A 24658-nucleotide genomic window follows, 5' to 3' on the forward strand; every position below is an offset into this window, starting at 1 on the left:
GACCCAGTGTTGGCCCGCCCTGGGTCCCCGCATGCGCGGGGATGACGAGGGGGTGATAGGGCGAATTCACTTTGCGCATTTGCGTGAACCCAATTCACTTTGTTGCCACCCGCCGCACCGGAACCGGAATGTTGCACACATCCGCCCCGCCCGCAGGCCGGATGAAGAAGGCATCGCGGCGGTTGGCGCGGGCGTCGGCGAAGCTCGCGAAGCTCTGGCTTTCGGTGGAGAGGTATTCGTAGGCTGGCAGACCTTGTACCTCGTTACCCAGCCGAATCGAGGTGATCCCGGTCCGCTCGTCGCCCTGCGCCAGATCATAGAACCCCAGCGCGCCATGCCCGCGCGGCAGGCTGGAGAGGTGTTCCATCCCCTCGATCACCCGGCCAACCAGCGCGATGTTGCGATCAAGGTGGCGCGGGGCGTGGCCGATCACGGTGTAGAGCTCGGCCCCGCTGCCGGTGTTGGGAGAAAGGTCGCGGCCGACGCCGACCATGCCGTAGCAGTGGACGGGCCAAAGACGGCCTACCTCACCCAATCCCCGCTTGGGCGGCGTGCCGGCCAAGGGCCATCCCGCCCAGAACCCGACACGGGCTGCGTAATCATCTGCCGCTATGACGGATGGATCGCCAATCGGCGAGTTATTCCATGGCATTTCAACCAGAAACGGTCGCACGGTGTGGCCATGAACGATTGGGTCATCGATCAATTCCTCCCGGACGGCGCTGGTGTAGTCACTCTCCGGCACCTCAGCCAACCCCGCCGGCAGCGCCCTCGCCTTGGTCTTGTCCTCCGCATCCGGATCGCCCCACTGGACAACGTAATTGTCCTGGACCCGGTTGATCGCCGTGCCATCCCACCAGTGCGCTGCCGCCAGCTTACGAATGTTGCCGATCCAGCCTTGCGAAAACGGCGCCGGCATCAGCTGGATCACCACGCGGCGGGGCTTGCCTTTGGCGTCGGGGGTGAGGTCCATGACCAGCAGATCGGACGCAGCAATCGCGGTCCAATCGCCCTTGGGCGCATTGGCGACAATCTCGCTGGGGGCGAGCGGTGAAGGCGTGGTGCGTCCGGCGGCCTGATTGGCAGAAGCCTGAGCCAGCACGGTTGAAGCGGAAGCGAGGAGGAGGGCGGATAGGGCGAGGATTGGTTTGCGCATGGGCAGAGTGTGGCCGGTTTACGGTGCGCTTTCAATCCTTCACTTCAGACGCAGCTTTCGCCGCAGATGTCGCACAGCGCGTGGATGATTGCGCGAATTTGCGGATCGAGCAGGGTGTAATAGCGCGTCTGCGCCTCGCCCCGGGTGGTGACAACGCCTTCGTCGCGCAGTAGTGCCAGGTGCTGGCTGACCGCCGATTGCGAAAGCCCGGTCAGCTCAACCAGCTGGGTCACTGAACATTCGCCCTCGTCCATCCGGCACAGCATCAACAACCGTTCCGGGTGGCTCAGCAGCTTGAGCCGCCCGGCCATCGCGGCGGCGTTGCTTTTCAGCTCGGTCAGATCAGTAGGCTTCATGGCTCAGTGCTTCCTAGGGGAATTCCATCATCCCGCAAGACCACATAGATCGCCGGGATAACCAGCACGGTAAGCGCGGTTGATGAAGCGAGGCCGAACAGCAACGAAATCGCCAGGCCCTGAAAGATCGGATCGGTCAGGATCACCGCAGCGCCGATCATCGCCGCCGCCGCGGTCAGCACAATCGGTTTGAAGCGGATCGTTCCGGCTTCGATCAGGGTTTCACGCAGGCTTTTGTCGGCGCTTTGGCTGTGGCGGATGAAATCGACCAACAGGATCGAATTGCGCACGATTATCCCGGCCAGCGCGATGAACCCGATCATCGATGTGGCGGTAAACGGCGCACCCAGCAGCATATGCCCGGCCACAATTCCCACCAGGGTCAGCGGGATCGGGGTCAGGATTACCAGCGGCACCTTGAAACTGCGAAACTGGCCAACCACCAGCACATAGATGCCCAGCAGCGCCACCATGAAGGCCGCGCCCATATCGCGGAACGTCACCCAGGTGATTTCCCATTCGCCGTCCCACAGCACCGATGGCTTGCTTTCATCAACCGGCTGGCCGTTCAGCAGCACTTCGGGCTTCACCAGCCCCGCCTTGGCCCAATCGAACTGATCGATCGCATCATCCACCGCCAGCAGACCATAGATCGGCGCTTCATAGCGGCCCGCCAGATCGGCCGTAACCATGGTCGCCCCGCGCCCGTCGCGGCGGAACATGGCCTGCCCGCCGGGGACCATTTCGGCCTTTACCAGTTCGCCCAGCGGCACCAGTTGCCCGCCCGGCGCGACTGCCACCGGGGTTGCGGCCAGTGCGCCCGACCAGGTGCGCTGGTTCTGCGCCAGCCCCATTTCAATCGGCAGCGGATCGCGCTCGTCGCCGCCGTTCAAACTGGCGCGCGGGACATAGCCGACGGTCTGGTTGCCAAGCAGCGCACCGATCGAATCGAACAGCTGGCGCTCGGACAAACCATATTGATCAAGTTTGGCGCGGTCTGGCACCAACCGCAGCGTGGGGCGCGGCACGCCAAAGCTGTTGTCGGTATCGACAATATAGGGGACCGAGCGGAATAGCTGTTCGATCTGCTGCGCGGTTTTGCGGCGGGTCAGTTCATCCGGGCCATAGACCTCGGCCAGCAGGGTTGCCAGAACCGGCGGGCCGGGCGGGGTTTCAACCACCTTGATCGAGGCGCCGGGCGGCAAAGCGACTGCCTTTTTCAGCCGCTCTCGCAGGTCTACCGCCAGGTCATGGCTGGCGCGGCTGCGCTCATCCTTCGGGGCCAGGGTAATCATCAGATCGCCCATTTCGGGTTTCGCACGCAGGAAATAGTGCCGCACCAGCCCGTTGAAATTGAACGGCGCGGACGTGCCGGCATAGGCCTCCATCGCGGTCACTTCGGGCAATTGGCGGGCCACCGCGGCGGCCTGTTCCAGCACCCGGCCGGTCATTTCAAGGCTGGTCCCTTCGGGCATATCGACCACCAGCTGAACCTCGCTTTTGTTGTCGAACGGCAGCAGTTTTACCGTTACCGCTTTGAAGTAGAACATCGACATCGCCAGCAAGGTTGCCGCGCCAACCGCGATCAGAAAGCGCCGCGCGCTTTGCCGTGTGGCGATAACCGGCTGGGCAAAGCGGCGATAGAACGCGCCCAATCTGCCGCCGTGCGGATCGTGGCCGTGGGCTAGCGCGTTTTTGGCAAAACGGATCATCAGCCACGGGGCAATGATCACCGCAACGAAGAAGCTGAACACCATTGCCGCGCTGGCGTTGATTGGGATCGGCGCCATATAGGGGCCCATCAGCCCGGAAACGAACAGCATTGGCAGCAACGCTGCAACCACGGTCAGGGTTGCGACGACGGTCGGGTTGCCAACTTCGGCCACCGCCTCAACCGCAGCGTCGATCTGTGACCGGTCATCGTCCATTGCCCAGTGGCGGGCAATATTCTCGATCATCACGATTGCATCATCGACCAGGATTCCGATCGAGAAGATCAGCGCGAACAGGCTGACCCGGTTGATGGTAAAGCCCATCACCTTGCTGGCGAACATGGTCAGCATGATCGTTGTCGGGATCACGATTGCGGTGACGGCGGCCTCGCGCCAGCCGATTGCAAAGCCGATCAGCACCACGATCGAAACGGTTGCCAGCGCCAGGTGAAAGATCAGCTCGTTGGCTTTTTCGTTAGCGCTTTCGCCGTAATTGCGGGTGACGGCCACCGTCACGCTCTCGGGGATCAGCGTGCCCTTCAGCACGCCGAGCCGTTCCACCACGTTTTGCGATACCGTTACCGCATTGGCTCCGGCGCGTTTGGCGATAGCCAGGCTGACCGCCGGGGTCATCACCCAGGCATCCTGTTCATCCTTTGCCCAGCGCCAGGCACGGGCCTGGTCTTCGCTGCTGGCCTGTTCGACCCTTGCCACGTCTTTCAGCAGCACCGGCGCGCCGCTGACCGAACGGACGGTAAGCTGGCCCAGCTCCTCGGCGGTTTTCAGCGTTTGCCCGGCGGTTACGCTGATCGCCTGTCCGCCTTCGCGCAAGCTTCCAACCGGGAATGTGCGGCCCGCCTGGCTAACCGCCTCGATCACATTGCCCAGTGGGACGCGGGCTGCCGCCAGCTTGCCCGGATCGGGCACCACGCGCAGTGCCATCCGCTGGCCGCCGGTGATGAAGCTCAGCCCGACATCGTCAACCTTGGCCATTTCGGTGCGCAGTTTTCCAGCCAGTTCGAACAGCGCCTGATCGTTCCACTGGCCCGGCGCGCCAGGCTTTGGGGTAAGGGTCAGCACCACGATCGGCACATCGCTGATCCCGCGCACGGTTACTTGCGGGGCCGGGATGCCCACCGGGATGCGGTCCTTGTTGGCTTCGATCTTTTCGCCAATCCGGATTGCAGCATCTTCGGGATTGGAGCCGACCAGGAACCGTGCGGTCACCATCACGCCATTGTCTTCGGCCTGGGTATAGACATGCTCAACCCCGGCGACGCTTTTGACGATCGTTTCCAGCGGTTTGGCCACCAGCTCTACCGCTTGCGAAGCGGCCAGTCCCGGGGCCATGATCCGGATATCGACCATCGGCACCGAGATCTGCGGCTCTTCCTCACGCGGGATCGTGATGGTCGCAATCAGCCCGACGATTACCGCCGCCAGCAGAAACAACGGGGTCAGCGGGGATTGGATCGAAGCGCGGGTCAGCTTGCCGGAAATGCCCAGGTTCATCGCGGGGTGGCTCCGATCAGGGTATCACCAGCGATTACGCCAGACAGGATCTCGATCCGGCCCGGCTCGGCCGAAGGGGCGATCTGGACCGGGACCTGCGCGGCACTGCCATCCTTTGCCAGTACGCTGACATAGTCGATCCCAAAGCGGTTGGTGACGAACTGGATCGGCACCAGCAGCGCCTTGCGGGTGCCAGTTTCGATCCGCGCGGCAATCCGCCGTCCGATCAGGGTGTTATCGATTCCCGGCAGTTCGACATCGACGGTCAGCTGCCCGGCGATAACCGACGGATAAATCTTGATTACCCGGCCTTCCACCCCATTCACACCTTCCACCGGCGCGCCGCCGAACCCGGTGGTGGAAACCCGCGATCCGGGGTGGATCAGCAGGGCCAGCGATTCGGGCACGGCCAGCCGCAGGATCGTGGGGCCCGATGTGATCACCGCTACCACTACGCCGGGGGCCACCGGGGCGCCGGCCGGGACATCGGCGCGCAGCACCCGGCCGCTGGCTGGGGCCACAATCGTTCCCTGCCCGGCAACTGCGCCAACGGCGGATTGCTGGGCCTGGGCGGCGCGCACCTGGGCGCGGGCGGTATCGAGGCCGGCCTGCGCCTGTTCAAGCCGGGCCTTGGCATAGACCCCCTTGTCATACAGGTATTTGACCCGCTTCCATTCGGCCTGGGCCTGGGTTACCTGGGCCTGCGCAGCGGCGGCCTGGGCCCCATAGGCACCAGCCTGAAATCCCAGCTGGTTATCCACGATCCGCCCGATAACCTGGCCGGCGCGCACCATATCGCCCTCGCGCACGGTGATCGTGGTCAGGATGCCGGGGATCCGGGCCAGGACCTGCGCCTCCTTCAGCGTGGCAACTTCGGCCGGTACGTCCTGCCATTGCACCGTGTCGCTGGGTTGCAGCACCAGCCGTTCACCAGCTGGCGCAGCCGCGCTTTTGCTGGGGGCTGGCTCAGACCCGCAGGCCCCCAGTGGCAGGGCCAGCAGCAGCGCAGAAGCGGCCAGGATTGATCCGGTCTTGCCCATGGTCAGTCCTTTCAGATTTCGACTGGCAGGCCAGCGGTGCGCCAGGCCCCAAAGCCCCCGGCCAGGTGGGTGTCGATTTCTGCGCGGGCGATGCTGCACCGCTCCAGCGCCATTGCCGAACGGCGCCCCGCAGCGCAGTTCAGCACCATGATCCGCTGGCCGGGATCGGGCAGCTGGCTGGCGCGAAAAGTGGATAGCGGAACGTTGACCGCACCGGGGATGTGTCCGGCCGCGAATTCGTCCACTTCGCGCACATCCACCACCATCGCGCGGCCCTGCTGGAGCATCGAACTGAGTTGGCGAGCCGTAAGCTCGCGGTGTTTCGCCTTGCCAAAACCAAAGGCCATATGCCGATTTCCTGTTGCTAGTGGCCCGTCCGGACCGATGCATATTTACACTTGCTAATATGCATAACTATGAATATTAGTCAATAGCGATATAAGCAATCGAGTCGAACCGGCGCCAGCCAGTCTGGTGGTTCGGCACAGCAGGAGCAGGGACAATGGCGCTGCCGAAAATAGTGATCCTGGGGGCCGGCCTTGGCGGGACGATCGCCGCCTATGAGATCCGCGATGCGGCCAAGGGCAAGGCCGAAGTCATGGTGGTGGGCGATTCCGACGATTACTGGTTTGTGCCTTCGAACCCGTGGGTTGCAGTGCGCTGGCGCGAACCTGATGCGATCAAGGTTCATCTGCCGCCGGTGATGGCGAAGAAGGGGATCGGCTTCACCTCGGTTGGGGCCAAGCGCGTCCACCCGGCCGAAAACCGGATCGAGCTGAGTGATGGATCTTCGCTTGCCTATGATTACCTGGTGATCGCAACCGGCCCCGATCTCGCCTTCGATGAAATCGAAGGTCTGGGCCCCAAGGGGTTCACATCGTCAATCTGCCGCACCGACCACGCCTGCGCTGCGGCAGACGCGTTTGAAGCGCTGGCGGCGGGGCCGGCCCCGGTGGTGATCGGCGCGGCGCAGGGGGCCTCGTGCTATGGCCCGGCCTATGAATTTGCGATGATCGTCGATACCGAGCTGCGCCGCCGCAAGGTGCGTGATCGGGTGCCGATGACCTTCGTTACCGCCGAACCTTATGTTGGCCACCTCGGCCTGGATGGGGTGGGCGATACCAATGGCCTGCTCGAAAGCGAGATGCGTTCACGCCACATCAAATGGATCACCAACGCGCGGATCACCAAGGTTGAAGAAGGGCAGATGCATGTCGAGGAATTGAATTTCGATGGCACGATCAAGCAGAGCCACGATCTGCCGTTCGGCTTCTCGATGATTCTGCCGGCGTTCCGCGGGGTTCCGGCGGTTTATGGGATCGAAGGGCTGACCAACCCGCGCGGGTTTATCCTGGCCGACAAGCACCAGCGCAACCCCACCTTCAAGAATGTCTATTCGCTGGGAGTCTGCGTGGCGATTCCGCCGATCGGGCCAACCCCGGTCCCGGTTGGTGTGCCCAAGACCGGGTTCATGATTGAAAGCATGGTCACCGCGATTGCGATGAACCTCAAGGCAGAGCTGAACGGCAAGGAGCCCGACGAGGAGCCGACCTGGAACGCGGTCTGCCTGGCCGATTTCGGCGACGGCGGCGTGGCCTTTGTGGCCCAGCCGCAGATCCCGCCGCGCAACCTCAACTGGTCGAGTGAGGGCAAATGGGTCCACCTCGCCAAGATCGGGTTCGAGAAATACTTCCTCCACAAGATCCGCCGCGGGACCAGCGAACCGTTTTACGAAAAGCTCGCGCTCCATGCTCTCGGCATCCGCAAGCTGCGTTTCAAATAGGAGACTGCCATGACCCTCGATTCCGCCGTTTTCCGTTTTGCCGGGGTGATGGTGCTGGCCAGCCTGGCGCTGGCGCACTGGGTTCACCCGGCCTGGCTGTGGCTGACCGCCTTTGCCGGGCTCAACCTGCTTCAGGCCAGCTTTACCGGGTTTTGCCCGGCCGCAAGCCTGTTCAAGCGATTGGGCATAAGGCCGGGTGCTTCGTTCAAGTAGAGCGCTTGCGGGGATGTCCCCAAAGGCGCCCCGAAGTGTTACAGGCAAGCCATGACCGATCCGATCCTTTCCTCTGCCACCGCCCAGATCAGAGCGGCCCAGGCTTCAGGCCGCGTTCCCGTTGTCCGGACCTTCTTTGACACGGCGACCTTCACCGCCACCCATGTCGTCCACGATCCCCAAACCCGGCACGCTGCGATCATCGATCCGGTGCTCGATTTCGATCAGGCCTCGGGCCGCACGTCGACCAAATCAGCCCAGGCGATCGCCGACTATGTCCGGGCCGAGGGGCTGAGCACCGATTGGCTGCTGGAAACCCATGCCCATGCCGATCACGTGTCAGCCGCGCCGTTTCTGAAGGATGCACTGGGCGGGCAAATCGTGATCGGGGCGGCAATCACCACGGTCCAGCAAGCCTTTGCCGCCGTGTTCAACGAGCCGGACAGTTTCGCCTGCGACGGATCGCAGTTTGATCAGCTGATGGAAGATGGAAGCAGGTTTGATCTGGGCGAAATAGCGGCAATCGCGCTGCATGTTCCGGGGCATACGCCGGCCTGCCTGGCCTATGTTATCGGCGATGCAGTGTTTGTTGGCGATACGCTGTTCATGCCCGATTATGGCACCGCCCGCTGCGATTTTCCCGGCGGCGATGCCGCCGCGCTTTACCGCTCGATCCGCCGCCTGCTGGCGCTGCCGGATGATGCCCGGCTATTCCTGTGCCACGATTACAAGGCGCCGGGCCGCGCTGACTACGTCTGGGAAAGCACCGTTGCGGGGCAACGCGCCAACAATGTGCATCTGCGCGGCGGGATCGATGAGGCCGCTTTCGTGGCGATGCGTGAAGCCCGCGATGCAACGCTGGCGATGCCGCGGCTGATCCTGCCGTCTGTTCAGATCAACATCCGTGCCGGCCATTTTCCCGAACCCGAAAGCAACGGCGTCAGCTACCTCAAGCTGCCGCTGAATCTGCTGTGATCGACACCGCGCAGCATCTGCTGGCGGCACTGTCGGGCATTGCAGTGGGCTTTACGCTGGGGCTGGTTGGGGGTGGCGGATCGATTCTGGCGGTGCCGCTGATGGTCTATGTGGTTGGAATCAGGGACCCGCATGTTGCAATTGGGACAAGTGCGCTGGCGGTTGCGGTCAATGCCTTGGCGGGCCTTGCCAATCATGCCCGGGCCGGCAATGTTAACTGGCGCTGCGGCGGGGCCTATGCGGTGGCCGGAGTGTTCGGCGCCGTGGCAGGTTCAAGCCTGGGCAAGGCCTTTGATGGAAACAAGTTGCTGTTCCTGTTCGCCCTGTTGATGCTGTTGGTGGCCGGATTGATGTTTCGCGGGCGCGGCGATCCGGGGCAGGAAGGGGTGGTTTGCAATCGCGACAACTTCCCCAAGGTTGCCAGCTTCGGATTTGGCACCGGGGTGCTTTCAGGCTTCTTCGGAATTGGCGGAGGATTTCTGATTGTGCCTGGGCTGATCGCCTCAACCTCGATGACGATCTACCGCGCTGTTGGCACCTCTTTGGTCGCGGTAAGCGCCTTCGGGCTTTCAACCGCGCTCAACTACGCCGCCTCGGGGTTGGTCGAATGGGGGCTGGCGGGCAGCTTCATTGCCGGCGGTGTGGCCGGCAGCGTTGCCGGAACTTCCGCATCGCGGCGCTTGGCTGCGCACAAAGGGCGGCTGAATTCGGTCTTTGCCGGCCTGATCGTGGTGGTTGCGCTCTATATGCTGGCGCGCAGCTGGGCCGCGATCTGAGCGCATTTACGATTTGGCAATCTGCCGGCCCGATAATGCCGCCATGGCCAAGACCATTGCCCTTATCGCCCAGCGCCCCTTTGCCCAGTTTGAAACGCTGCTGCGGCCGGTGCTGGTGATCGGCTGTGCGCTGGCCCTGATCCTGGCCGGCCAGCCCCTGCCGTCAGTTCTGTAGCAGCTTCAACAGCGCCGCCAGCGCGGCCAGACCCAGCACCAGGCCCGTAAAACTGCGCCAGGCGGTGTCGCTGATCTTGCCAAAGGCGAGGGTTCCCAGCCAGTTGCCCAGCAACACTGCCGGGAACAATACCGCTGCGAAGGCCGGTTCGCGCACCGTTGCCACCCCCAGCACAAAGGCAGAGATCACGCCGACCAGCGACGTGATCAGGAAAATCGTCATCATCGAAGCACGGGCCAGCTCGGGCGCAATCTCACGGCGGAGATAAAACGGCACAACCGGCGGGCCAGGCATCCCGGCAAAGCCCGTAAGCACGCCTGAAAGCAGGCCGGTAATCCCGGTTTCGGCAGGCCCCGGGGCATAGTGTGCGGGCTTTTTGGGCAGCAGCACCAGCAAGAACGATCCGAACGCGATCAGCGCAATCAGCAGCCGGGCCAGCGATGGATCTGCGGCGGCCAGCAGCCATACCCCAAGCGGCACTGCAAGCACCGCCATTCCGGCAATCTGGAACGCGGTCTTCTCGCTGGCGTGAAGGATCTTTTTCAGGCCGACCAGCCCGATCAGCAAGCCCAGCCAGTTGGCCACCACCACTGCTTCGCGCGGAGGGATTGCCAGGCCCAGCACCGGCACCAGCAGGATCGCCATGCCAAAGCCCGCAAGGCCCCGCACGAAAGCCGCCCCCAGCGCCGCGAAAATCGCAGCGGCAATCTGGATTTCGGTCAGGCCTAGCACGCGATCAGCGCAAATCCGGCGGTGTGGCTTCGGCCCGCAGCAGCGCGATCGCTTCGACCAGCGGCATCACCTTCTGATGTTCGGCCCCCAGGGTGCGCAGCGCAACTGTGCCCTCTTCGGCTTCGCGCTTGCCCACTACCAGCAGGTGCGGAACCTTTTTGAGCGAATGATCGCGGACCTTGTAGTTGATCTTCTCGTTGCGGATATCGCTTTCCACCCGGATCCCGGCCGCCACGAGCTGCGCTGTGACCTGCGCCGCATAGCCATCGGCATCCGAAACGATCGTTGCGACCACCGCCTGAACCGGCGCCAGCCAGACCGGCAGCTTGCCGGCATAATGCTCAATCATGATCCCGATAAAGCGTTCGAACGTGCCCAGGATCGCGCGGTGCAGCATCACCGGGCGGTGGCGCTCGCCATCTTCGCCGATGTAGCTGGCATCAAGCCGTTCGGGCAGCACGGTATCGGTCTGCAAGGTGCCGCACTGCCAGGTCCGCCCGATCGCGTCGGTCAGGTGAAATTCCAGCTTGGGGGCATAGAACGCACCTTCGCCGGGCAATTCCTCCCAGCCGAATTCCGCCGTGGCGCGGCCAGTGGCGGCAACCGCATCGCGCAGGCTCGCTTCGGACCAATCCCACATTTCGTCGCTGCCAAAGCGCTGTTCGGGGCGCAGGGCGAGCTTGATCGCATAGTCTGCGAACCCAAGATCCTTGTAGACCAGATCGAGCAGATCGCAGAACGCCCGGACCTCTTCCACCAGCTGGTCCGCCCGCACGAAGATATGGGCATCATCCTGGGTAAACTGGCGCACCCGCATGATCCCGTGCAGCGCGCCGTGGGCTTCGTTGCGGTGGCAGCAGCCAAATTCGGCCATCCGCAGCGGCAGATCGCGATAGCTCTTGATCCCCTGGCGATAGATCAGCACGTGCGCCGGGCAGTTCATCGGCTTGAGCGCCATCCAGTCGGCCTCGCCGGAGATCAGCGGGCCCCCAGAACCATCAGCGTCCTCGGTGTTCGGCACCTCATCGGGGATCACGAACATGTTCTCGCGGTACTTGCCCCAGTGGCCGCTTTGCTCCCACTGCTTGGCGTCCATCACCTGCGGGGTCTTGACCTCGACATAGCCGGCGCCATCCAAGCGCCGGCGCATATAGGCCTCCAGCGTCCGCCAGATCAGATAGCCCTTGGGATGCCAGAACACGCTGCCGTGAGCCTCGCTCTGCAGATGGAACAGGTCCATCTCGGCGCCCAGCTTGCGGTGATCGCGTTTGGCGGCTTCTTCCAGCCGGGTCAGGTGTGCATCGAGCTGCTTTTTGTTCAGCCAGCCGGTGCCATAGATCCGCGTCAGCTGCGCATTCTTCTGATCGCCGCGCCAGTAAGCGCCCGCCACCCGCATCAGCTTGAAGGCGGCGGGATCGAGCTTGCCGGTGGAGGGCAGATGCGGCCCGCGGCACATATCGAGCCAATCATCGCCCGACCAATAGACACTCAGTTCCTCGCCTTCGGGAAGTTCCCTGGCCCATTCGGCCTTGAAGCTTTCGCCGTCCCTGGTCCACTTGTCGATCAGCGCCTGGCGGCTCCACACCTCGCGGCGCAGCGGCTTGTCGGCGCGGATGATGCCGCGCATCGCCTCTTCGATCGCGGGCAGATCGTCCATGCTGAATGGCTCGCGGCCAGCGGGCGCCATTACATCGTAATAGAACCCGTCGTCGGTCGAAGGCCCAAAAGTGATCTGGGTGCCGGGGAACAGCGCCTGCACGGCTTCGGCCAGCACGTGGGCAAAATCGTGCCGGGCCAGTTCCAGCGCATCGGCTTCGTCACGGCTGGTCACCAGCGCCAGGCTGGCATCGCCGGTGAACGGCCGGGTCAGATCAACCAGCTCACCATCGATCCGCGCGGCCAGCGCGGCCTTGGCCAGGCCGGGGCCGATTGCCAGGGCGACATCCGCAGGGGTGGAACCGGCGGCCATTTCGCGCGTCGATCCATCGGGCAGGCTGATTGTGTACTGGTCTGACATGCTCACTCTCGTCTCTTGTCGCCCGGCGCTTTGGCACAGGAGTGCGCTGACCGGAAGGGGCGGCGTCTGGTTTCAATGAGGTTCGAGAGGAAACGCCAGCCGCCCGAACCCGGACGGCGGTGCGCTGATCGCGTGCTAGGCGACTGCTACCCGCCCCCGGATCGCCGGGGTGGTAGTAGTAGTCTGCAAGGCGCGGTGCTGCGTCATCGTGGGCGTGGATAGCGGGGAGGGGTTAAGGAAGCAATTGGCTTATGGTCCGGGCCCATTCACTTATGTGATGCGGCGACCGACCTGCTGCGAACGGACTGGTTTGTGAAAGTCCGAAATTTCAAATACAAGCGCCGCATGAAACTAGCTCCATTGCCCGCCGCGTTGCTTGCAATTCTGGCTTGCGCCGCACCTTTGGGCACAATGACGGCCAATGCTCAGGTCGGCAAACCGTCACTCACAGCAGCGCAGCAACGCTTCGTTTCCGTCGTGAAGCAGCTTGAGCGCGCGCCGCTCGATCCCAATCTGAAAGATGATCGGGCGTGGGCGGTAAGATGGCTCGTTGCCGCCCCTGACTTGACGGTATCGGTCTGTGCCGATTCGCTCGGCCGGGTGCTGGAAAGCAAATATGTGCATGCTGACCTGGTCGTCGTCCAGTACATGCTGGCGATGGGCGCATACATTCTGGAAAATCCTGGGAGAGTGAACGACCTCGATGCGCAGCAGCTTGCTGGTGTTGAAAGCGCGCTCAATGCCTATCGTGCGATCCGTGAGGCGCAGTCTGATCAGCAATCGCCTGCTCTGGATAACCTCTTGGCACTTCAAGGCAAAGGCGAACTACCCGCATTCGTAAAGCAAGCCTATCGCCAATGTCTGGCGGAAGGCGGCAAATAGCCGCTTACAGCGAAAACTTCCTTTGCCCCGCCAGCACCGTCATCCGCTTCACCCCTGCCAGCGCCGTGCCCTTTTGCCGCACGCTGGCCATGAAGCGCCATTCGCTGGTGGCGCTCGCCGGGGTCAGTTCCACCGCCATATAACCGCGCTGGGCGGTGTCGCACCATTTGAGCTGCGGGTTTGCTTCGATCATATCGCGCGCCAGTTCATCGGCTTTGAGCCAGCCCAGCGTACCTTCCGCGCCCGGCGAGGTGACCGAATGTCCGGCCATTTCCACCCCCACGCGGCGGCCCTTGTGGTCCAGATCAAATGCCCAGGCATTGTGGCTATCGCCCGATAGCACCACCAGATTGGCCCCGGCCTCCAGCGAGGCCTTGTAAAGCCGGGCCCGCGCGGCAGGGTATCCGCCCCACGAATCCATGTTCCACGGCACCCCGGCGCGGCCAGCGACAATATTGGCCTGCAACCGCACCTTGAGCCAGTCGGCGGTTTCGGTGGGCATCCCGGCGATCACCTTTTCGCTCATCACCTGCTGCCCCATCACGATCTGCTGGCCCAATACCTGCCACGGCTTGCGCGCCTTGACCGAGGCTTTGAGGGCGCTGGCCAGCCAGGCCTCCTGCTTGCCCCCCAGCACGGTCCGATCCTCGGCGCGCCAGACCCCGTCGCGGAATGCGGCATAGGCGGCCTCGGCCTGTCCGGGGGCTGCCTGCTTGAACACGTCAAACAGATCCAGCGGCTTGCCGCGCGCCAGATGCCGGCTATCAACCTTGAACAAGGTGGCCAGATTGCCGATGTCATACTGGGTGTAATCTGCATCACCCACCGGCATCCATTCGCGATAGGCCTTTTCCGCCGCGGCTTTGCGCGCGGCCCAATCGCCTTCGTTCGCCTGGTGGTTTTCGGCCCCGCCCATCCAGGTATCGTTGGCCAGTTCATGATCATCCCACATCGCCACCATCGGCAGCACCTGATGAAGCCGCTGCAGATCGGGATCGCGGCGATAGGTGCGAAACCGATCACGATAGCCTTCCAGTGTCACGGCTTCGTCAATCGGCGATTCGCGGCCCGGCAGCACCACCTTGGCCGATGGATAATCGCTGCGCCGGTATTCGTAGAAATAGTCACCCAGATGCACCGCCAGATCAAATTCACCGCTTTGCGCAGCATGGGCATAGGCGTTGAAGTGACCAAACCCGAAGTTCGAGCAGCTGAACACCGCCATGCGGAACCGCTTGGTCTTGCCATAGGGCAGCGTGCGGGTGCGGCCGGTGGGTGAACGCTCACCGGCCGGGCCGATGAAGCGGTAATAATACCAGCGCCCTTGCAGCAATCCCTTGGCCCAAACCTTGACACAGCAATCGTTGGCCGGCGAGGCGATCCCATCGCCTTGCGAGACGATCCGGGTGAAGCCTTCGTCCTCAGCCACTTCCCAATTGATCACGGTTTCTTGCCCGCTCTGGTAACGGGTCCACAGCAGCACCAGGTTGTGCCTGGGCTCACCGCTGGCCACGCCGTGGGTAAAGCCGGTGGAACCTTGCGCCAGCGCCGGAGCGCCCGCCCCGGCCAGCCCAAGCGCGGCCAGCTTCATCGCGGTGCGGCGGCTGGTGTGGGGGACTGGCGCGGGCGGTGGTGGCAATGGCATCAGGCGGTCATCCTTTTGTGGCTATGCGCGCAGATTAGCGCGGTTTTGTGACGGGGCAATGGCGACCCTCTGACAAGCGCCTTTGTCAAAATGTATATGCTCCTTGACATTCACGACTCGTTGTGACAAGGTAACTTTACGTTATTGCAAGGAAGCTTGACTTATGACCGCTATTTCCAGAAATCTGTGCTGGGCCGGATCGTTCATCGCCCTGGCCGTGGCCAACCGCTTTGGTCTGGTCGCTGATACGAACGCCGCCACGATATTCGTAATCCTTCCGGCGCTGTGGGTCGCCACGGGCGAATTGGGCCGGTGCAGCTGGCGCAAGGCGGCGGTATGACTTCGCCGCTGTTCATGCGCCTGGCCGGGCGCAGCTCGCTGCTGTGGGGCGCGGTGTTTGGCTTGGGCCTTGCGCTTACCGGCTGGCTGGTCCGCAGTGAGCGGATCGCGTGGCCATGGGATGCGGTGCTGATCGCGGTGTTTTCTCTCAGCCTGGTCATGCTGCGCCGGGCCGCGCTCAACCGGGCAGAGGGGTGCGGTACTGCCACAGCGGCGCTGAAGGCCTATAATCGCCGCGCGCTGATCTGGGCGCTTAGCTATATCGGGTTGCTTGGCGCGGCACTGACCGCCCGCGCGACATGGCACCCAAGCGGGCCAGTGTTGTGGCTGCTGGCATTGCTGCCCAGCCTGACTATCGCCTTCCTCGTTTGGGCGATGGCGCGCTATCTGACCGAGGAAGACGATGAATATCAGCGCATGCGCCAGATCAACGCCGCGCTGTTTGCCACCGGTTTCCTGCTGGTAACAGCCAGCCTGTGGGGCTTCCTCGAAACCTTCGGGGTCGCGCCGCATGCTGAAGGCTGGTGGTCAGTCGGCGTCTGGGCGGTGGGACTGGGGCTGGGCAATGCCGCGCAGTCTCTGCGTGACCGGCAGGGCGAAGCGCGATGAACAACCGCCTCAAGGTGCTGCGGGCCGAGCGCAACTGGAGCCAGCAGGATCTGGCCGAGCGGCTGGGCGTTAGCCGGCAGAGCGTGAATGCGATCGAAACCGGCAAATACGATCCCTCGCTGCCGCTGGCTTTCCGTATCGCCGATCTGTTTGAGCTTACCATCGAGGCGATCTTCCAGCGTGACTGAGGTGGGCGCTTGCGGCATGGATCGATCATGACGCAACCGTTGTTTCACGCCCTGCCCGATGGCCGCCGGATCGCTTATCGCCATAACCCCGGTGCTGGCCCGGCAGCGGTGTTCCTGCCCGGCTATATGAGCGACATGGCGGGCGGGAAAGCGACCGCCGTATTCGACTGGGCCGCTGCCCAGGGGCGCGAATGCCTGCTTCTGGACTATTCGGGCTGCGGAAAGAGCGAAGGCCGGTTTGCCGATGGCACGCCCACCCGCTGGGCCGAGGAGGTTGTGGCGCTGGTTGGCCTGCTCAGCGCCGCTTCGGTGGTGCTGATCGGTTCATCAATGGGCGGCTGGTTGATGCTGCTGGCGGCGCTGGAACTGCGCGAAAACGTCCACGCGTTGGTCGGGATCGCCGCCGCGCCGGATTTCACTGACTGGGGCTATTCGGCGCAGGAAAAGGCGGTGATCGCGGCAGAGGGCGTTGTCCGCCGCCCGCTGTCAGAGACATACGCGGGTGATAGCATGCCGATGTGGCAGGGGTTTTGGCAATCGGGGCAGGACAATCTGCTGCTTGGGCAGACCATCGAAATCGATTGCCCGGTGCGGCTGCTGCAAGGGCAGTGCGATGATGATGTGCCTTGGGATACCGCGCCAAGGCTTGCCGAAGCCTTGCGTTCAGCCGATGTGCAGGTCACGCTGGTCAAGGACGGCGACCACCGCCTGTCGCGCGATGCTGATATTGCCCTGCTGCTGCGCACGATCGCCGCGCTGCCATGATTGCCTGGAGTTCTGGATGCCGCTTTCCCTGTTCCTGCCGCTGCTTGCCCAGGTTGGCATTGGCGGCGCCTTGCCGCAGGCCAAACTGCCCATTCCCACCCGCAAGGATCCCCCGGCAATGACCCAGCCAGCCGCGCCAGCGCCGCCCAGCATGCTGCAAAGCTGCCTTCAACTGGCGATGGAGCGGCCGGTTGACGCAATCGAGATGGCTGATGGCTGGTTGGCCAAGGCGGCGAACCAGTTTGAGCGCGCCGGGGCCAAGCAGTGCAAGGCGATGGCGCTGACCCGGATCGAAGGCTGGCCAGAGGCGGCCGGGCTGTTCCTTTCCGCGCGTGACGAGCTGCCGTCGTCCGAAACCGGCGAACGGGCCCGGCTGGGGGCACTGGCCGGCAATGCCTGGATCGTTGCGGGCGATCTGGATCAGGCCATGGCCGCGCTCGATCTGGCCCATAGCGAAGCGGCCAAGGCTGGTGAGGGCAAACTTGATGGGGTGATCCAGATTGACCGGGCCCGCGCGCTGGTTGCGCTGGGGCGCCAGGATGAAGCCGCCGCCGCGCTGGATCAGGCGCGCAAGCTGGTGCCCGATAGCGCGCAGGCCTGGCTGCTTTCCGCCACGCTTTCGCGCCGTATGGGCAGGCTGGCCGATGCCCAGACGCAGATTGAGCGCGCGGCAGACCTGTTTCCGATCGATCCGGAGATTGGCCTTGAGGCGGGCGTTATAGCTGTGCTTTCGGGCCGCGATGAAGCGGCCCGGCAAAGCTGGCTGTCGGTGATAAAGGCCGCGCCCGGCAGCCCGGCGGCAAAAACCGCGCAAGGGTATCTTGACCAGTTGGGGCCACCGCGCGCACAACCCGGTACGTGATCAAGCTTTCCGTCCTAGATCTTGTCACCGTGCGCGAAGGCGGCACGGCCCGTGAAGCAATGGCCGATAGTGCGGCCCTGGCGCAGTGCGCCGAGGCGGCCGGCTATGAACGCTATTGGGTGGCCGAACATCACGCGATGGATGGGGTGGCGGGCGGTGCAACCGCGGTGGTGCTGGCGCATATCGGCCAGGCTACCAGCACCATTCGGATCGGCGCCGGCGGGATCATGCTGCCCAACCATAACCCGTTCGTGATTGCCGAACAATTTGGCACGCTGGATGCGCTGTTTCCCGGGCGGATCGATCTTGGCCTGGGCCGCGCGCCGGGGGCCGATCCCAGGATTGCCCAGGCGTTGCGCCGCGATCTGGCGCGGGCATCGGACTATTTCCCGCAGGACGTGGTTGAACTGCGCGCGCTGTTCACCGGTGAACCCGCGCTGCCGATCCGCGCGACGCCGGGGCTTGGCGCTGATGTCCAGCTGTGGATGCTGGGTTCCAGCCTGTTCGGTGCGCAGTTGGCCGCGGCTTTGGGTATGCCTTATGCTTTTGCCTCGCATTTCGCGCCAGATCACCTGGATCAGGCGCTTGAGGTCTATCGCCGCACGTTCAAACCCTCGCCGTGGCTAGAGCGCCCGCATGTCATGGCAGCGATGACGGTGACCTGCGCAGAAAGCGACGAGGAGGCCGAGTTCCTGGGCTCGTCGATGGACCAGAGCTTTGTGGCGCTGCGCACCGGCACACCCGGCCGGTTCAAGCCGCCGGTCGCTGGATATCGCCAGACCCTGCCGCCCGGCCAGCTCGCCATGCTGGAACACATGCGCCAGGCCAGCGCGGTTGGCTCGGCCCAGACTGTCGCGCGTGAGATCGGCAAATTTGTCGAACGGACCGGCGCGGATGAGATCATCGCGTCGGGCGCGACCTTTGATCCAGCGGCGCGGCGCCGATCGCTCGAATTAACGATAAAAGCACTGGTTTAGGCCCATTTCCCTAGGGGCAAAGTGGTTGCAGCACTGGCCGCTTGGTCCTACAATGCGCAAATATACTTCAGAATGCGGTAATAAAATAACAGGCAGGAACCGGCGGGGCCAGTGCTCGCCTGAGGAGCGTTTGCAATGAGTTCGAAGTCGGTGTTGAGCAAGGCCCTGGCCGGGCAATTGGCGGATTCCATGCTTCCGGGCGATCCGCCGTTTGTTGAAGGCGGGCTGGCGCAGGCCGCAGCATTCGTGCTGGCCGCTGCGCAAAAGCGTGAACCGGGACCGGCTGCGGTGATGATCGAATCGATTTCGGGCACCGCCAGCGAACGCTTTATGCGGCTGGCGCTGATTAACGATGACATGCCGTTTCTGGTTGATTCGATCGCGGCGACGATTTCGGCCCACGGCCTGACCATCGACCGGCTGCTTCACCCGGTAATCGCGGTGCGCCGTGATGGCGAAGGGCGGCTGCTGGAAGTGCTGGATGCCCACGCCGCCGGCGAAAAGCGGGAAAGCGTGATCTATCTTGAGACCGACCGGGCCGATGCGCGCTTGCGCCGCTCGCTTGAAACCGCGCTCAACGCCACTTTGGCCGATGTCCGCGCCGCAGTGGCTGATTGGCCCAGGATGCAGGAAGCGATGGGCGCCGATGCCGATGCCCTGGCCGATGGCGAAGGCGCGGCGCTGCTGCGCTGGTTCAAGGATGGGATGCTGACCCAGCTTGGTCATGTCACCCGTCAGCGCGATGGCAGCCAGACCGAAGCATTGGGGATCTGCAAGAAAAGCGCCAAGGCGGTGCTGGCACCGGCTTCGTTTGACCGGGCCTTCGCCTGGTTCGATGGTGCGGGCAAAGGTGGCGGGCGGGTGCCGCTGATTATCAAGAGCAACCTGATTGCCAATGTCCACCGCCGGGTCCCGCTTGATCTGTTTCTGGTCCCGGTGATTGAGAGCAACAAGGTTACCGCGCTATCGGTCCATGCCGGGGTCTGGACCAGCGCCGCGCTTTCGGCCTCGCCCGATCGAATTCCGCGGATGCGGGCGCAGCTGGCTGAAGTGATGGCCAAATTCGGCTTTGCCCCCAATGGTCACGCCGGCAAGGCGCTGGTTCATGCACTAACCGCATTGCCGCACGATTTGCTGATCGGGTTTTCCGATGCCGATCTGGAACGGATCGCGATGGCAATGATGAGCCTGGTCGATCGCCCGCGCCCGCGGCTGGCACTGGTCCACGCCCCGCTTGAACGCCACCTGTTCGCGTTCGTCTGGTTGCCGCGTGATGCGCTTTCCACCCAGGTCCGCCACGCTATCGCCGATATGTTGAGCCACGCGGCCCAGGCGCCGGTGCTTGACTGGAGCCTGCAAGTTGAGGGCAGCAACCTGGCGATGATCCGGTTTGTGCTGGACGTGCGCGAAGGGGCGGCCGCGCCCGATGAGGCCAAACTTGATCTGCAATTGCAGACGATGGTGCGCGGCTGGACCGATGCGGTTGAGGCTGAAATCGCCGCCAGCGAAGATCCATCCCGCGCCGCTGCCATCGCGGCCCGTTTTGCCGAGGCCTTCCCGCCGGCTTACCGCAGCAACTATGGCCCGGTAGAGGCCGCGATTGATATCACCCGGCTGCGCCGCTTGGCTGATGAGGGCGAGGAAGGCCCCCGCCGCGGCGCGCGGCTGCGCTGTGCCGATGCGGTTGATCCGGGCGAACTGCGGCTGAAGCTGTACCAGCGCAGCGGGGCCATTGCGCTTTCCGATACGGTGCCGGCACTGGAGAACTTTGGCTTCCGGGTGATCGAGGACGTTCCGACCGATCTGGATGAAGGCCGGCTGGGCACGATCCACGATTTCGCGCTGGGGGTGCCCAAGGGGCTTGATTGTATCGATCTGGTTGAACGCGCCGAAGCGCTTGAGGCGGCGGTTGCCGATGTGCTTAATGCCCATGCCGAAGACGATCCGTTCAACCGCCTGATCGTTGCCGTGGGGCTGACCGCCGGTGAAGCCAACTGGCTGCGGGCGTGGTATCGCTATCTGCGTCAGGCCGGGATGACCTATGGCATTCCCACCGTGGTCGATGCGCTGCAACATGCCCCGCAGGTAACCCGCGGGATTATCGCGCTGTTCGTCTGCCGCCACGATCCAGCCTTCAAAGGCGATCGGGCCAAGGCCGAGGCCGGTGCGCAGGATGCAATCCGCGAAGGTTTGGCCAAGGTTTCCGCGATCAACGATGATCGCTTGCTGCGCCAATACCGTGCGGTGGTTGAAGCCATGCTGCGGACCAATGCCTTTGCCCCGGCCGGGGAAGCCGCGCTGGCCTTCAAGCTCGATTCAAGCCTGGTGCCAGGCCTGCCCAAGCCGCTGCCGTGGCGCGAAATCTTTGTCTATTCGCGGCGGGTCGAAGGGATCCACTTGCGTTCGGGCGTGATTGCGCGCGGCGGCCTTAGATGGTCTGACCGGCGCGATGATTTCCGCACCGAAGTGCTTGGGCTGATGAAGGCCCAGCGGGTAAAGAACGCGGTTATCGTGCCAACCGGCGCCAAGGGCGGGTTCTATCCCAAGCAGCTGCCCGATCCTGCGCGCGACCGCGATGGCTGGCTGACCGAAGGCAAGGACAGCTACAAACTGTTCATCCGCACCTTGCTTTCGATCACGGACAATATTGCTGATGGCAAAGTGGCGCACCCCAAAGGTGTGACGATCCGCGACGGCGAGGATCCCTATTTCGTGGTCGCTGCCGATAAAGGCACCGCGACCTTTTCCGATACGGCCAATGCCATCGCAGACGAGCACGATTTCTGGCTGGACGATGCTTTCGCCAGCGGCGGCTCCAAGGGCTATGATCACAAGGCGATGGGCATCACCGCCAAGGGTGCCTGGATGTCGGTCCAGCGCCACTTCCTGGAAATGGGTGTGGACGTGCAGAAAGATCCGGTCCGCGTGGCGGGCTGCGGCGATATGTCGGGCGATGTGTTCGGCAACGGGATGCTGCTTTCGCAGTCAATCCAGGTTGTCGCCGCGTTCGATCATCGCCATATCTTCCTCGATCCCAAACCCGATCCGGCCAAAAGCTGGAAGGAACGCGCGCGGATGTTCGCGCTGCCGCGTTCTAGTTGGGAAGATTATGATCCCAAGCTGATTTCAAAGGGCGGCGGGGTTTTTGCCCGGTCGCTCAAGGAAATCCCGCTTTCACCGGAACAGCGCGAAATGCTGGGGCTGGGCCAGGAAACGATCGACCCCGACAGCCTGATCACCGCGATCCTCAAAGCCGAGATTGATCTGCTGTGGTTTGGCGGGATCGGCACCTATGTAAAGGCGGGGGTGGAAAACAACGTGCAGGTTGGCGATCCGGCCAACGATGCCCTGCGGATCGACGGCGGCGATCTGCGCGCCAAGGTGATCGGCGAAGGCGCCAATCTGGGCTGCACCCAGGCCGGGCGGATCGAATTTGCGCTGAAGGGTGCGGGCGGCACCGGCGGGCGGATCAACACCGATTTCATCGATAATTCGGCCGGTGTCGATTGCAGCGATAACGAAGTCAACATCAAGATCGCACTGGCCGGGGCCAAACGCGCCGGGCGGCTAAGCGAGCCGGCGCGGGTTAAACTGCTGACCGAAATGACCGACGAAGTTGGCCATATCGTGCTGGAAGACAACCGGCTGCAAGCGCTGGCCCTGTCTATCGCCGAGGCCCGCGGCACCGCCGCCACGCCATCGCTGTTGCACCTGATCGAAACGCTGGAAGCAATGGGCCAGCTTGACCGCAAGACCGAAGGGCTGGCCGAATCTGACACGCTGACCCGCCGTGCGGCCGATGGGCATGGCCTCTCGCGGCCCGAGCTGGCGGTGCTGCTGTCCTCGGCCAAGCTGGCTTTGCAGGAAGCGCTGGAAGAATCGGCGCTGCCCGATGATCCCGGCCTGGCCGATGAATTGCTGGACAAGTTTCCCGCTGCGATGCGGACCAGGTTCAAACAGGATATCCTTGAACACCGCCTGCGCCGCGAAATCATCGCGACCAAATTGACCAACCGGATGGTCAACCGGATGGGGCTGATCCATCCTTATGAACTGGCCGAGGAAGAAGGCGCAACGCTGGCGCAGGTTACCGCGGCATTTGTCGCGGCCGAACGGTTGCTGGGCATGCCGGCGATCTGGCAAGCCATCGAAACCACCGCGATGAGCGAGCAGGCCCGGATCCTGCTGTTTGATCGCGCGGCTTCCGCCGTGGCCGATCACATGGCCGATCTGCTGCGGGTTGGCGCGGGCACGCTGGCGCCATCCAAGCTGGTGGCCGAACTGGAAGCGGGGGTGGGCGAGCTGACCCGTGATCTCGATCGGTTGCTATCGGATGAAGCCAGGATCCATTCGGCCCGGATGCTGGCCGATCTGGTTGCGGCAGGCGCCCCAGCAGCAGAGGCCGCCATGACCGCGCGGCTGTTTGATCTTGATGGGGTGATCGGGCTGGCCCGGCTTGCGCTTGAAAGCGCCGTGCCGACCAGATCGCTGACCCTGGCATTCACCGATCTGGGTGCGCGGCTGGGGCTGGATTGGGCCCAGCATACTGCCGCCCGGATGAGCCCGTCTGATCCGTGGGAGCGCTTGCTGGTCAACGGCCTGGCGCGCGATTTCCAGCAGATGCGGCTTGATTTCCTGCGCCGCAATGCCGGCAAGAAGGGCGATGGGGCCAAGGCGGTGGAACGCTGGGCAGAAGAACAGGCCTCTGCCATCCGCCAGTTCCGCACGGTCATCGCGCGGGCGAAAACCACAATGCCGGTCGCGCCCGCAATGCTGGCCCAGATCGCCAGCCAGGCGCGCAACTTGCTGGCGCGTTAAGAGTCTGTTCCACTCACGTGGAAACAACCTCTAGGCGCAAAGCTGCCCTAGTGCCCAGCTGGCGGCTTCGGCCACTACTGGATCGGGATCGTGCAACAAGGCCTGAACCGGCAACAGCAGCGCGCCATCGCCGCTGTTGCCGGCCGCGTAGAGGCAATTGCGGACAAACCGGCCCCGCCCGATCCGCTTGACCGGCGATCCTGAAAACAGCGAGCGGAAGGCACCATCATCCAGCGCCAGCAAGGCCGCCAGGCTGGGTGCTGCCAGTTCGGCGCGGGGCAGAAAGGCCTGCATTGCCTGTGCGCTGCTGGCGAATTTGTTCCACGGGCAAACTGCCAGGCAATCATCGCAACCATAGATCCGGTTGCCGATGGCCCTGCGGAATTCGAGCGGCACCGGCCCTTTGTGCTCGATCGTCAGATAGGAAATACAGCGCCGCGCATCAAGCTGATAGGGGGCGGGAAAAGCATCGGTTGGGCAGGCAATCTGGCACGCGTTGCACGATCCGCAGCGATCCTCGCCCGGCCGATCAGGGTCTAGCGCCAGCGTGGTATAGATCGCACCCAGGAACAGCCAGCTGCCGTGGGCCGGGCTGACCAGATTGGTATGTTTGCCCTGCCAGCCCAGCCCGGCGGCCTGGCCCAGTGGCTTTTCCATCACCGGGGCGGTATCAACAAAGACCTTCACCCCTGCCGCGCCCAGGCCGCGCCGCGCGGCTTCGGCAACCAGCCAGCGGGCCAGCGCCTTGAGCGCCTTTTTGACGGTATCGTGATAGTCCTTGCCTTGCGCATAGACCGAAATGCGGGCGCGATCGGGCACCTGCGCCAATGCCAGCGGATCGCGCGCCGGGGCATAGCTCATCCCCAGGGCGACCACGCTGCGCGCTTCATCCCACAAGCCCTGGGGGCTGCGGCGATGATCCAGCCGGTTTTCCATCCATTCCATCGATCCGTGCCGCCCCTCGCCCAGCCACTGTTCAAGCCGGACGGACATTTGCGGATTTTCAGCAGCGGGCGCGATTCCGCAGGCGGCAAAGCCCAGCCGCGCGGCCTCTGCCGCCAGATCGTGCTTTAACAATGCGATTTCTGCCGCGTTAACCAAACTTCCTGTTGCTCCTGTTCACAAG

Annotated in this window: 22 protein-coding genes; 13 read left to right on the forward strand and 9 right to left on the reverse strand. The window is 63.6% G+C overall.

The annotated features are described in order from the left end of the window. Window positions 1-94 precede the first annotated feature (94 nt). Genes ABL914_RS02225 through ABL914_RS02245 form a run of 5 tightly spaced genes read right to left on the reverse strand, consistent with a single transcriptional unit; the run spans window position 95 to window position 6123 of the window. Complete coding sequence (locus ABL914_RS02225) at window positions 95-1156, reverse strand: peptidylprolyl isomerase (RefSeq protein ID WP_391561519.1); 1062 nt, start codon at window positions 1154-1156, stop codon at window positions 95-97. 44 nt (window positions 1157-1200) lie between these two features. Then, on the reverse strand, window positions 1201-1512 hold the full coding sequence (locus tag ABL914_RS02230; protein WP_391561520.1) for an ArsR/SmtB family transcription factor: 312 nt from the start codon (window positions 1510-1512) through the stop codon (window positions 1201-1203). Next, on the reverse strand, window positions 1509-4736 hold the full coding sequence (locus ABL914_RS02235; RefSeq protein ID WP_391561521.1) for an efflux RND transporter permease subunit: 3228 nt from the start codon (window positions 4734-4736) through the stop codon (window positions 1509-1511). Before ABL914_RS02235 ends, ABL914_RS02230 begins: the two co-directional genes overlap by 4 nt. Next, window positions 4733-5776, reverse strand: coding sequence for an efflux RND transporter periplasmic adaptor subunit (locus ABL914_RS02240; RefSeq protein ID WP_391561522.1), 1044 nt, complete (start codon window positions 5774-5776; stop codon window positions 4733-4735). The genes ABL914_RS02235 and ABL914_RS02240 overlap by 4 nt, the downstream gene beginning before the upstream one ends. 11 nt (window positions 5777-5787) lie before the next feature. Next, the gene (locus ABL914_RS02245) at window positions 5788-6123 is read right to left on the reverse strand and encodes a rhodanese-like domain-containing protein (RefSeq protein ID WP_391561523.1); all 336 of its coding nucleotides are present in this window, start codon (window positions 6121-6123) and stop codon (window positions 5788-5790) included. Between the two features lie 155 nt (window positions 6124-6278). Between ABL914_RS02245 and ABL914_RS02250 the strand changes: the two genes are divergently transcribed. The 5 genes from ABL914_RS02250 to ABL914_RS02270 are packed head-to-tail and all read left to right on the forward strand — an operon-like array spanning window position 6279 to window position 9698. Further along, window positions 6279-7559 carry an NAD(P)/FAD-dependent oxidoreductase gene (locus ABL914_RS02250; RefSeq protein WP_391561524.1) on the forward strand — a complete coding sequence of 427 codons (1281 nt, stop codon included), beginning with the start codon at window positions 6279-6281 and terminating at the stop codon, window positions 7557-7559. 9 nt (window positions 7560-7568) lie between these two features. Further along, window positions 7569-7772 (forward strand): DUF2892 domain-containing protein, encoded by a 204-nt coding sequence (locus ABL914_RS02255; RefSeq protein ID WP_391561525.1) that lies wholly within the window; start codon window positions 7569-7571, stop codon window positions 7770-7772. A 51-nt stretch (window positions 7773-7823) separates the two neighbouring features. Further along, window positions 7824-8747, forward strand: a complete 924-nt coding sequence (locus ABL914_RS02260; protein ID WP_391561526.1) for an MBL fold metallo-hydrolase — start codon at window positions 7824-7826, stop codon at window positions 8745-8747. Further along, entirely contained in the window at window positions 8744-9523 is a 780-nt protein-coding gene (locus ABL914_RS02265) for a sulfite exporter TauE/SafE family protein (RefSeq protein ID WP_391561527.1), read from the forward strand. The genes ABL914_RS02260 and ABL914_RS02265 overlap by 4 nt, the downstream gene beginning before the upstream one ends. Before the next feature lie 43 nt (window positions 9524-9566). Continuing rightward, window positions 9567-9698 (forward strand): hypothetical protein, encoded by a 132-nt coding sequence (locus tag ABL914_RS02270; protein ID WP_391561528.1) that lies wholly within the window; start codon window positions 9567-9569, stop codon window positions 9696-9698. Here the strand turns inward: ABL914_RS02270 and ABL914_RS02275 are convergent. Both ABL914_RS02275 and thrS read right to left on the reverse strand, forming a co-directional pair. Continuing rightward, the gene (locus tag ABL914_RS02275; protein WP_391561529.1) at window positions 9687-10430 is read right to left on the reverse strand and encodes a sulfite exporter TauE/SafE family protein; all 744 of its coding nucleotides are present in this window, start codon (window positions 10428-10430) and stop codon (window positions 9687-9689) included. The genes ABL914_RS02270 and ABL914_RS02275 overlap by 12 nt on opposite strands. 4 nt (window positions 10431-10434) lie before the next feature. Then, entirely contained in the window at window positions 10435-12447 is a 2013-nt protein-coding gene (gene thrS, locus ABL914_RS02280; protein WP_391561619.1) for a threonine--tRNA ligase, read from the reverse strand. Window positions 12448-12858: 411 nt separating this feature from the next. Between thrS and ABL914_RS02285 the strand changes: the two genes are divergently transcribed. Next, the gene (locus ABL914_RS02285) at window positions 12859-13329 is read left to right on the forward strand and encodes a hypothetical protein (protein ID WP_391561530.1); all 471 of its coding nucleotides are present in this window, start codon (window positions 12859-12861) and stop codon (window positions 13327-13329) included. A gap of 4 nt (window positions 13330-13333) precedes the next feature. Here the strand turns inward: ABL914_RS02285 and ABL914_RS02290 are convergent, their stop codons facing one another. Beyond that, complete coding sequence (locus ABL914_RS02290) at window positions 13334-14974, reverse strand: alkaline phosphatase D family protein (protein ID WP_391561531.1); 1641 nt, start codon at window positions 14972-14974, stop codon at window positions 13334-13336. Between the two features lie 163 nt (window positions 14975-15137). Between ABL914_RS02290 and ABL914_RS02295 the strand changes: the two genes are divergently transcribed. From ABL914_RS02295 to ABL914_RS02325, 7 genes are all read left to right on the forward strand, one after another. Next, window positions 15138-15314, forward strand: a complete 177-nt coding sequence (locus ABL914_RS02295) for a hypothetical protein (RefSeq protein WP_391561532.1) — start codon at window positions 15138-15140, stop codon at window positions 15312-15314. Continuing rightward, window positions 15311-15922, forward strand: a complete 612-nt coding sequence (locus ABL914_RS02300; protein WP_391561533.1) for a hypothetical protein — start codon at window positions 15311-15313, stop codon at window positions 15920-15922. Before ABL914_RS02295 ends, ABL914_RS02300 begins: the two co-directional genes overlap by 4 nt. Next, complete coding sequence (locus tag ABL914_RS02305; protein WP_391561534.1) at window positions 15919-16110, forward strand: helix-turn-helix transcriptional regulator; 192 nt, start codon at window positions 15919-15921, stop codon at window positions 16108-16110. The genes ABL914_RS02300 and ABL914_RS02305 overlap by 4 nt, the downstream gene beginning before the upstream one ends. 27 nt (window positions 16111-16137) lie before the next feature. Beyond that, window positions 16138-16875, forward strand: a complete 738-nt coding sequence (locus tag ABL914_RS02310; protein WP_391561535.1) for an alpha/beta hydrolase — start codon at window positions 16138-16140, stop codon at window positions 16873-16875. A 16-nt stretch (window positions 16876-16891) separates the two neighbouring features. Further along, complete coding sequence (locus ABL914_RS02315; RefSeq protein ID WP_391561536.1) at window positions 16892-17737, forward strand: tetratricopeptide repeat protein; 846 nt, start codon at window positions 16892-16894, stop codon at window positions 17735-17737. Further along, window positions 17734-18714 carry an LLM class flavin-dependent oxidoreductase gene (locus tag ABL914_RS02320; protein WP_391561537.1) on the forward strand — a complete coding sequence of 327 codons (981 nt, stop codon included), beginning with the start codon at window positions 17734-17736 and terminating at the stop codon, window positions 18712-18714. The genes ABL914_RS02315 and ABL914_RS02320 overlap by 4 nt, the downstream gene beginning before the upstream one ends. Window positions 18715-18849: 135 nt before the next feature. Beyond that, a complete protein-coding gene (locus ABL914_RS02325; protein ID WP_391561538.1) occupies window positions 18850-23532 on the forward strand; it encodes an NAD-glutamate dehydrogenase domain-containing protein in 4683 nt (1560 codons plus the stop codon). Window positions 23533-23562: 30 nt separating this feature from the next. Here ABL914_RS02325 and queG read toward each other — a convergent pair whose 3' ends face one another. Beyond that, the gene (gene queG / locus ABL914_RS02330; RefSeq protein ID WP_391561539.1) at window positions 23563-24633 is read right to left on the reverse strand and encodes a tRNA epoxyqueuosine(34) reductase QueG; all 1071 of its coding nucleotides are present in this window, start codon (window positions 24631-24633) and stop codon (window positions 23563-23565) included. Window positions 24634-24658 lie beyond the last annotated feature (25 nt).

The organism is Novosphingobium sp., from assembly GCF_040079535.1.
Classification (GTDB): domain Bacteria; phylum Pseudomonadota; class Alphaproteobacteria; order Sphingomonadales; family Sphingomonadaceae; genus Novosphingobium.

Bases quoted from the DNA above. Each gene is read 5' to 3' on its own strand.
- ABL914_RS02225 (WP_391561519.1), bottom strand. From the start codon at position 1,156: ATGCGCAAACCAATCCTCGCCCTATCCGCCCTCCTCCTCGCTTCCGCT.
- ABL914_RS02230 (WP_391561520.1), bottom strand. From the start codon at position 1,512: ATGAAGCCTACTGATCTGACCGAGCTGAAAAGCAACGCCGCCGCGATG.
- ABL914_RS02235 (WP_391561521.1), bottom strand. From the start codon at position 4,736: ATGAACCTGGGCATTTCCGGCAAGCTGACCCGCGCTTCGATCCAATCC.
- ABL914_RS02240 (WP_391561522.1), bottom strand. From the start codon at position 5,776: ATGGGCAAGACCGGATCAATCCTGGCCGCTTCTGCGCTGCTGCTGGCC.
- ABL914_RS02245 (WP_391561523.1), bottom strand. From the start codon at position 6,123: ATGGCCTTTGGTTTTGGCAAGGCGAAACACCGCGAGCTTACGGCTCGC.
- ABL914_RS02250 (WP_391561524.1), top strand. From the start codon at position 6,279: ATGGCGCTGCCGAAAATAGTGATCCTGGGGGCCGGCCTTGGCGGGACG.
- ABL914_RS02255 (WP_391561525.1), top strand. From the start codon at position 7,569: ATGACCCTCGATTCCGCCGTTTTCCGTTTTGCCGGGGTGATGGTGCTG.
- ABL914_RS02260 (WP_391561526.1), top strand. From the start codon at position 7,824: ATGACCGATCCGATCCTTTCCTCTGCCACCGCCCAGATCAGAGCGGCC.
- ABL914_RS02270 (WP_391561528.1), top strand. From the start codon at position 9,567: ATGGCCAAGACCATTGCCCTTATCGCCCAGCGCCCCTTTGCCCAGTTT.
- thrS (WP_391561619.1), bottom strand. From the start codon at position 12,447: ATGTCAGACCAGTACACAATCAGCCTGCCCGATGGATCGACGCGCGAA.
- ABL914_RS02285 (WP_391561530.1), top strand. From the start codon at position 12,859: ATGACGGCCAATGCTCAGGTCGGCAAACCGTCACTCACAGCAGCGCAG.
- ABL914_RS02290 (WP_391561531.1), bottom strand. From the start codon at position 14,974: ATGCCATTGCCACCACCGCCCGCGCCAGTCCCCCACACCAGCCGCCGC.
- ABL914_RS02295 (WP_391561532.1), top strand. From the start codon at position 15,138: ATGACCGCTATTTCCAGAAATCTGTGCTGGGCCGGATCGTTCATCGCC.
- ABL914_RS02300 (WP_391561533.1), top strand. From the start codon at position 15,311: ATGACTTCGCCGCTGTTCATGCGCCTGGCCGGGCGCAGCTCGCTGCTG.
- ABL914_RS02305 (WP_391561534.1), top strand. From the start codon at position 15,919: ATGAACAACCGCCTCAAGGTGCTGCGGGCCGAGCGCAACTGGAGCCAG.
- ABL914_RS02310 (WP_391561535.1), top strand. From the start codon at position 16,138: ATGACGCAACCGTTGTTTCACGCCCTGCCCGATGGCCGCCGGATCGCT.
- ABL914_RS02315 (WP_391561536.1), top strand. From the start codon at position 16,892: ATGCCGCTTTCCCTGTTCCTGCCGCTGCTTGCCCAGGTTGGCATTGGC.
- ABL914_RS02325 (WP_391561538.1), top strand. From the start codon at position 18,850: ATGAGTTCGAAGTCGGTGTTGAGCAAGGCCCTGGCCGGGCAATTGGCG.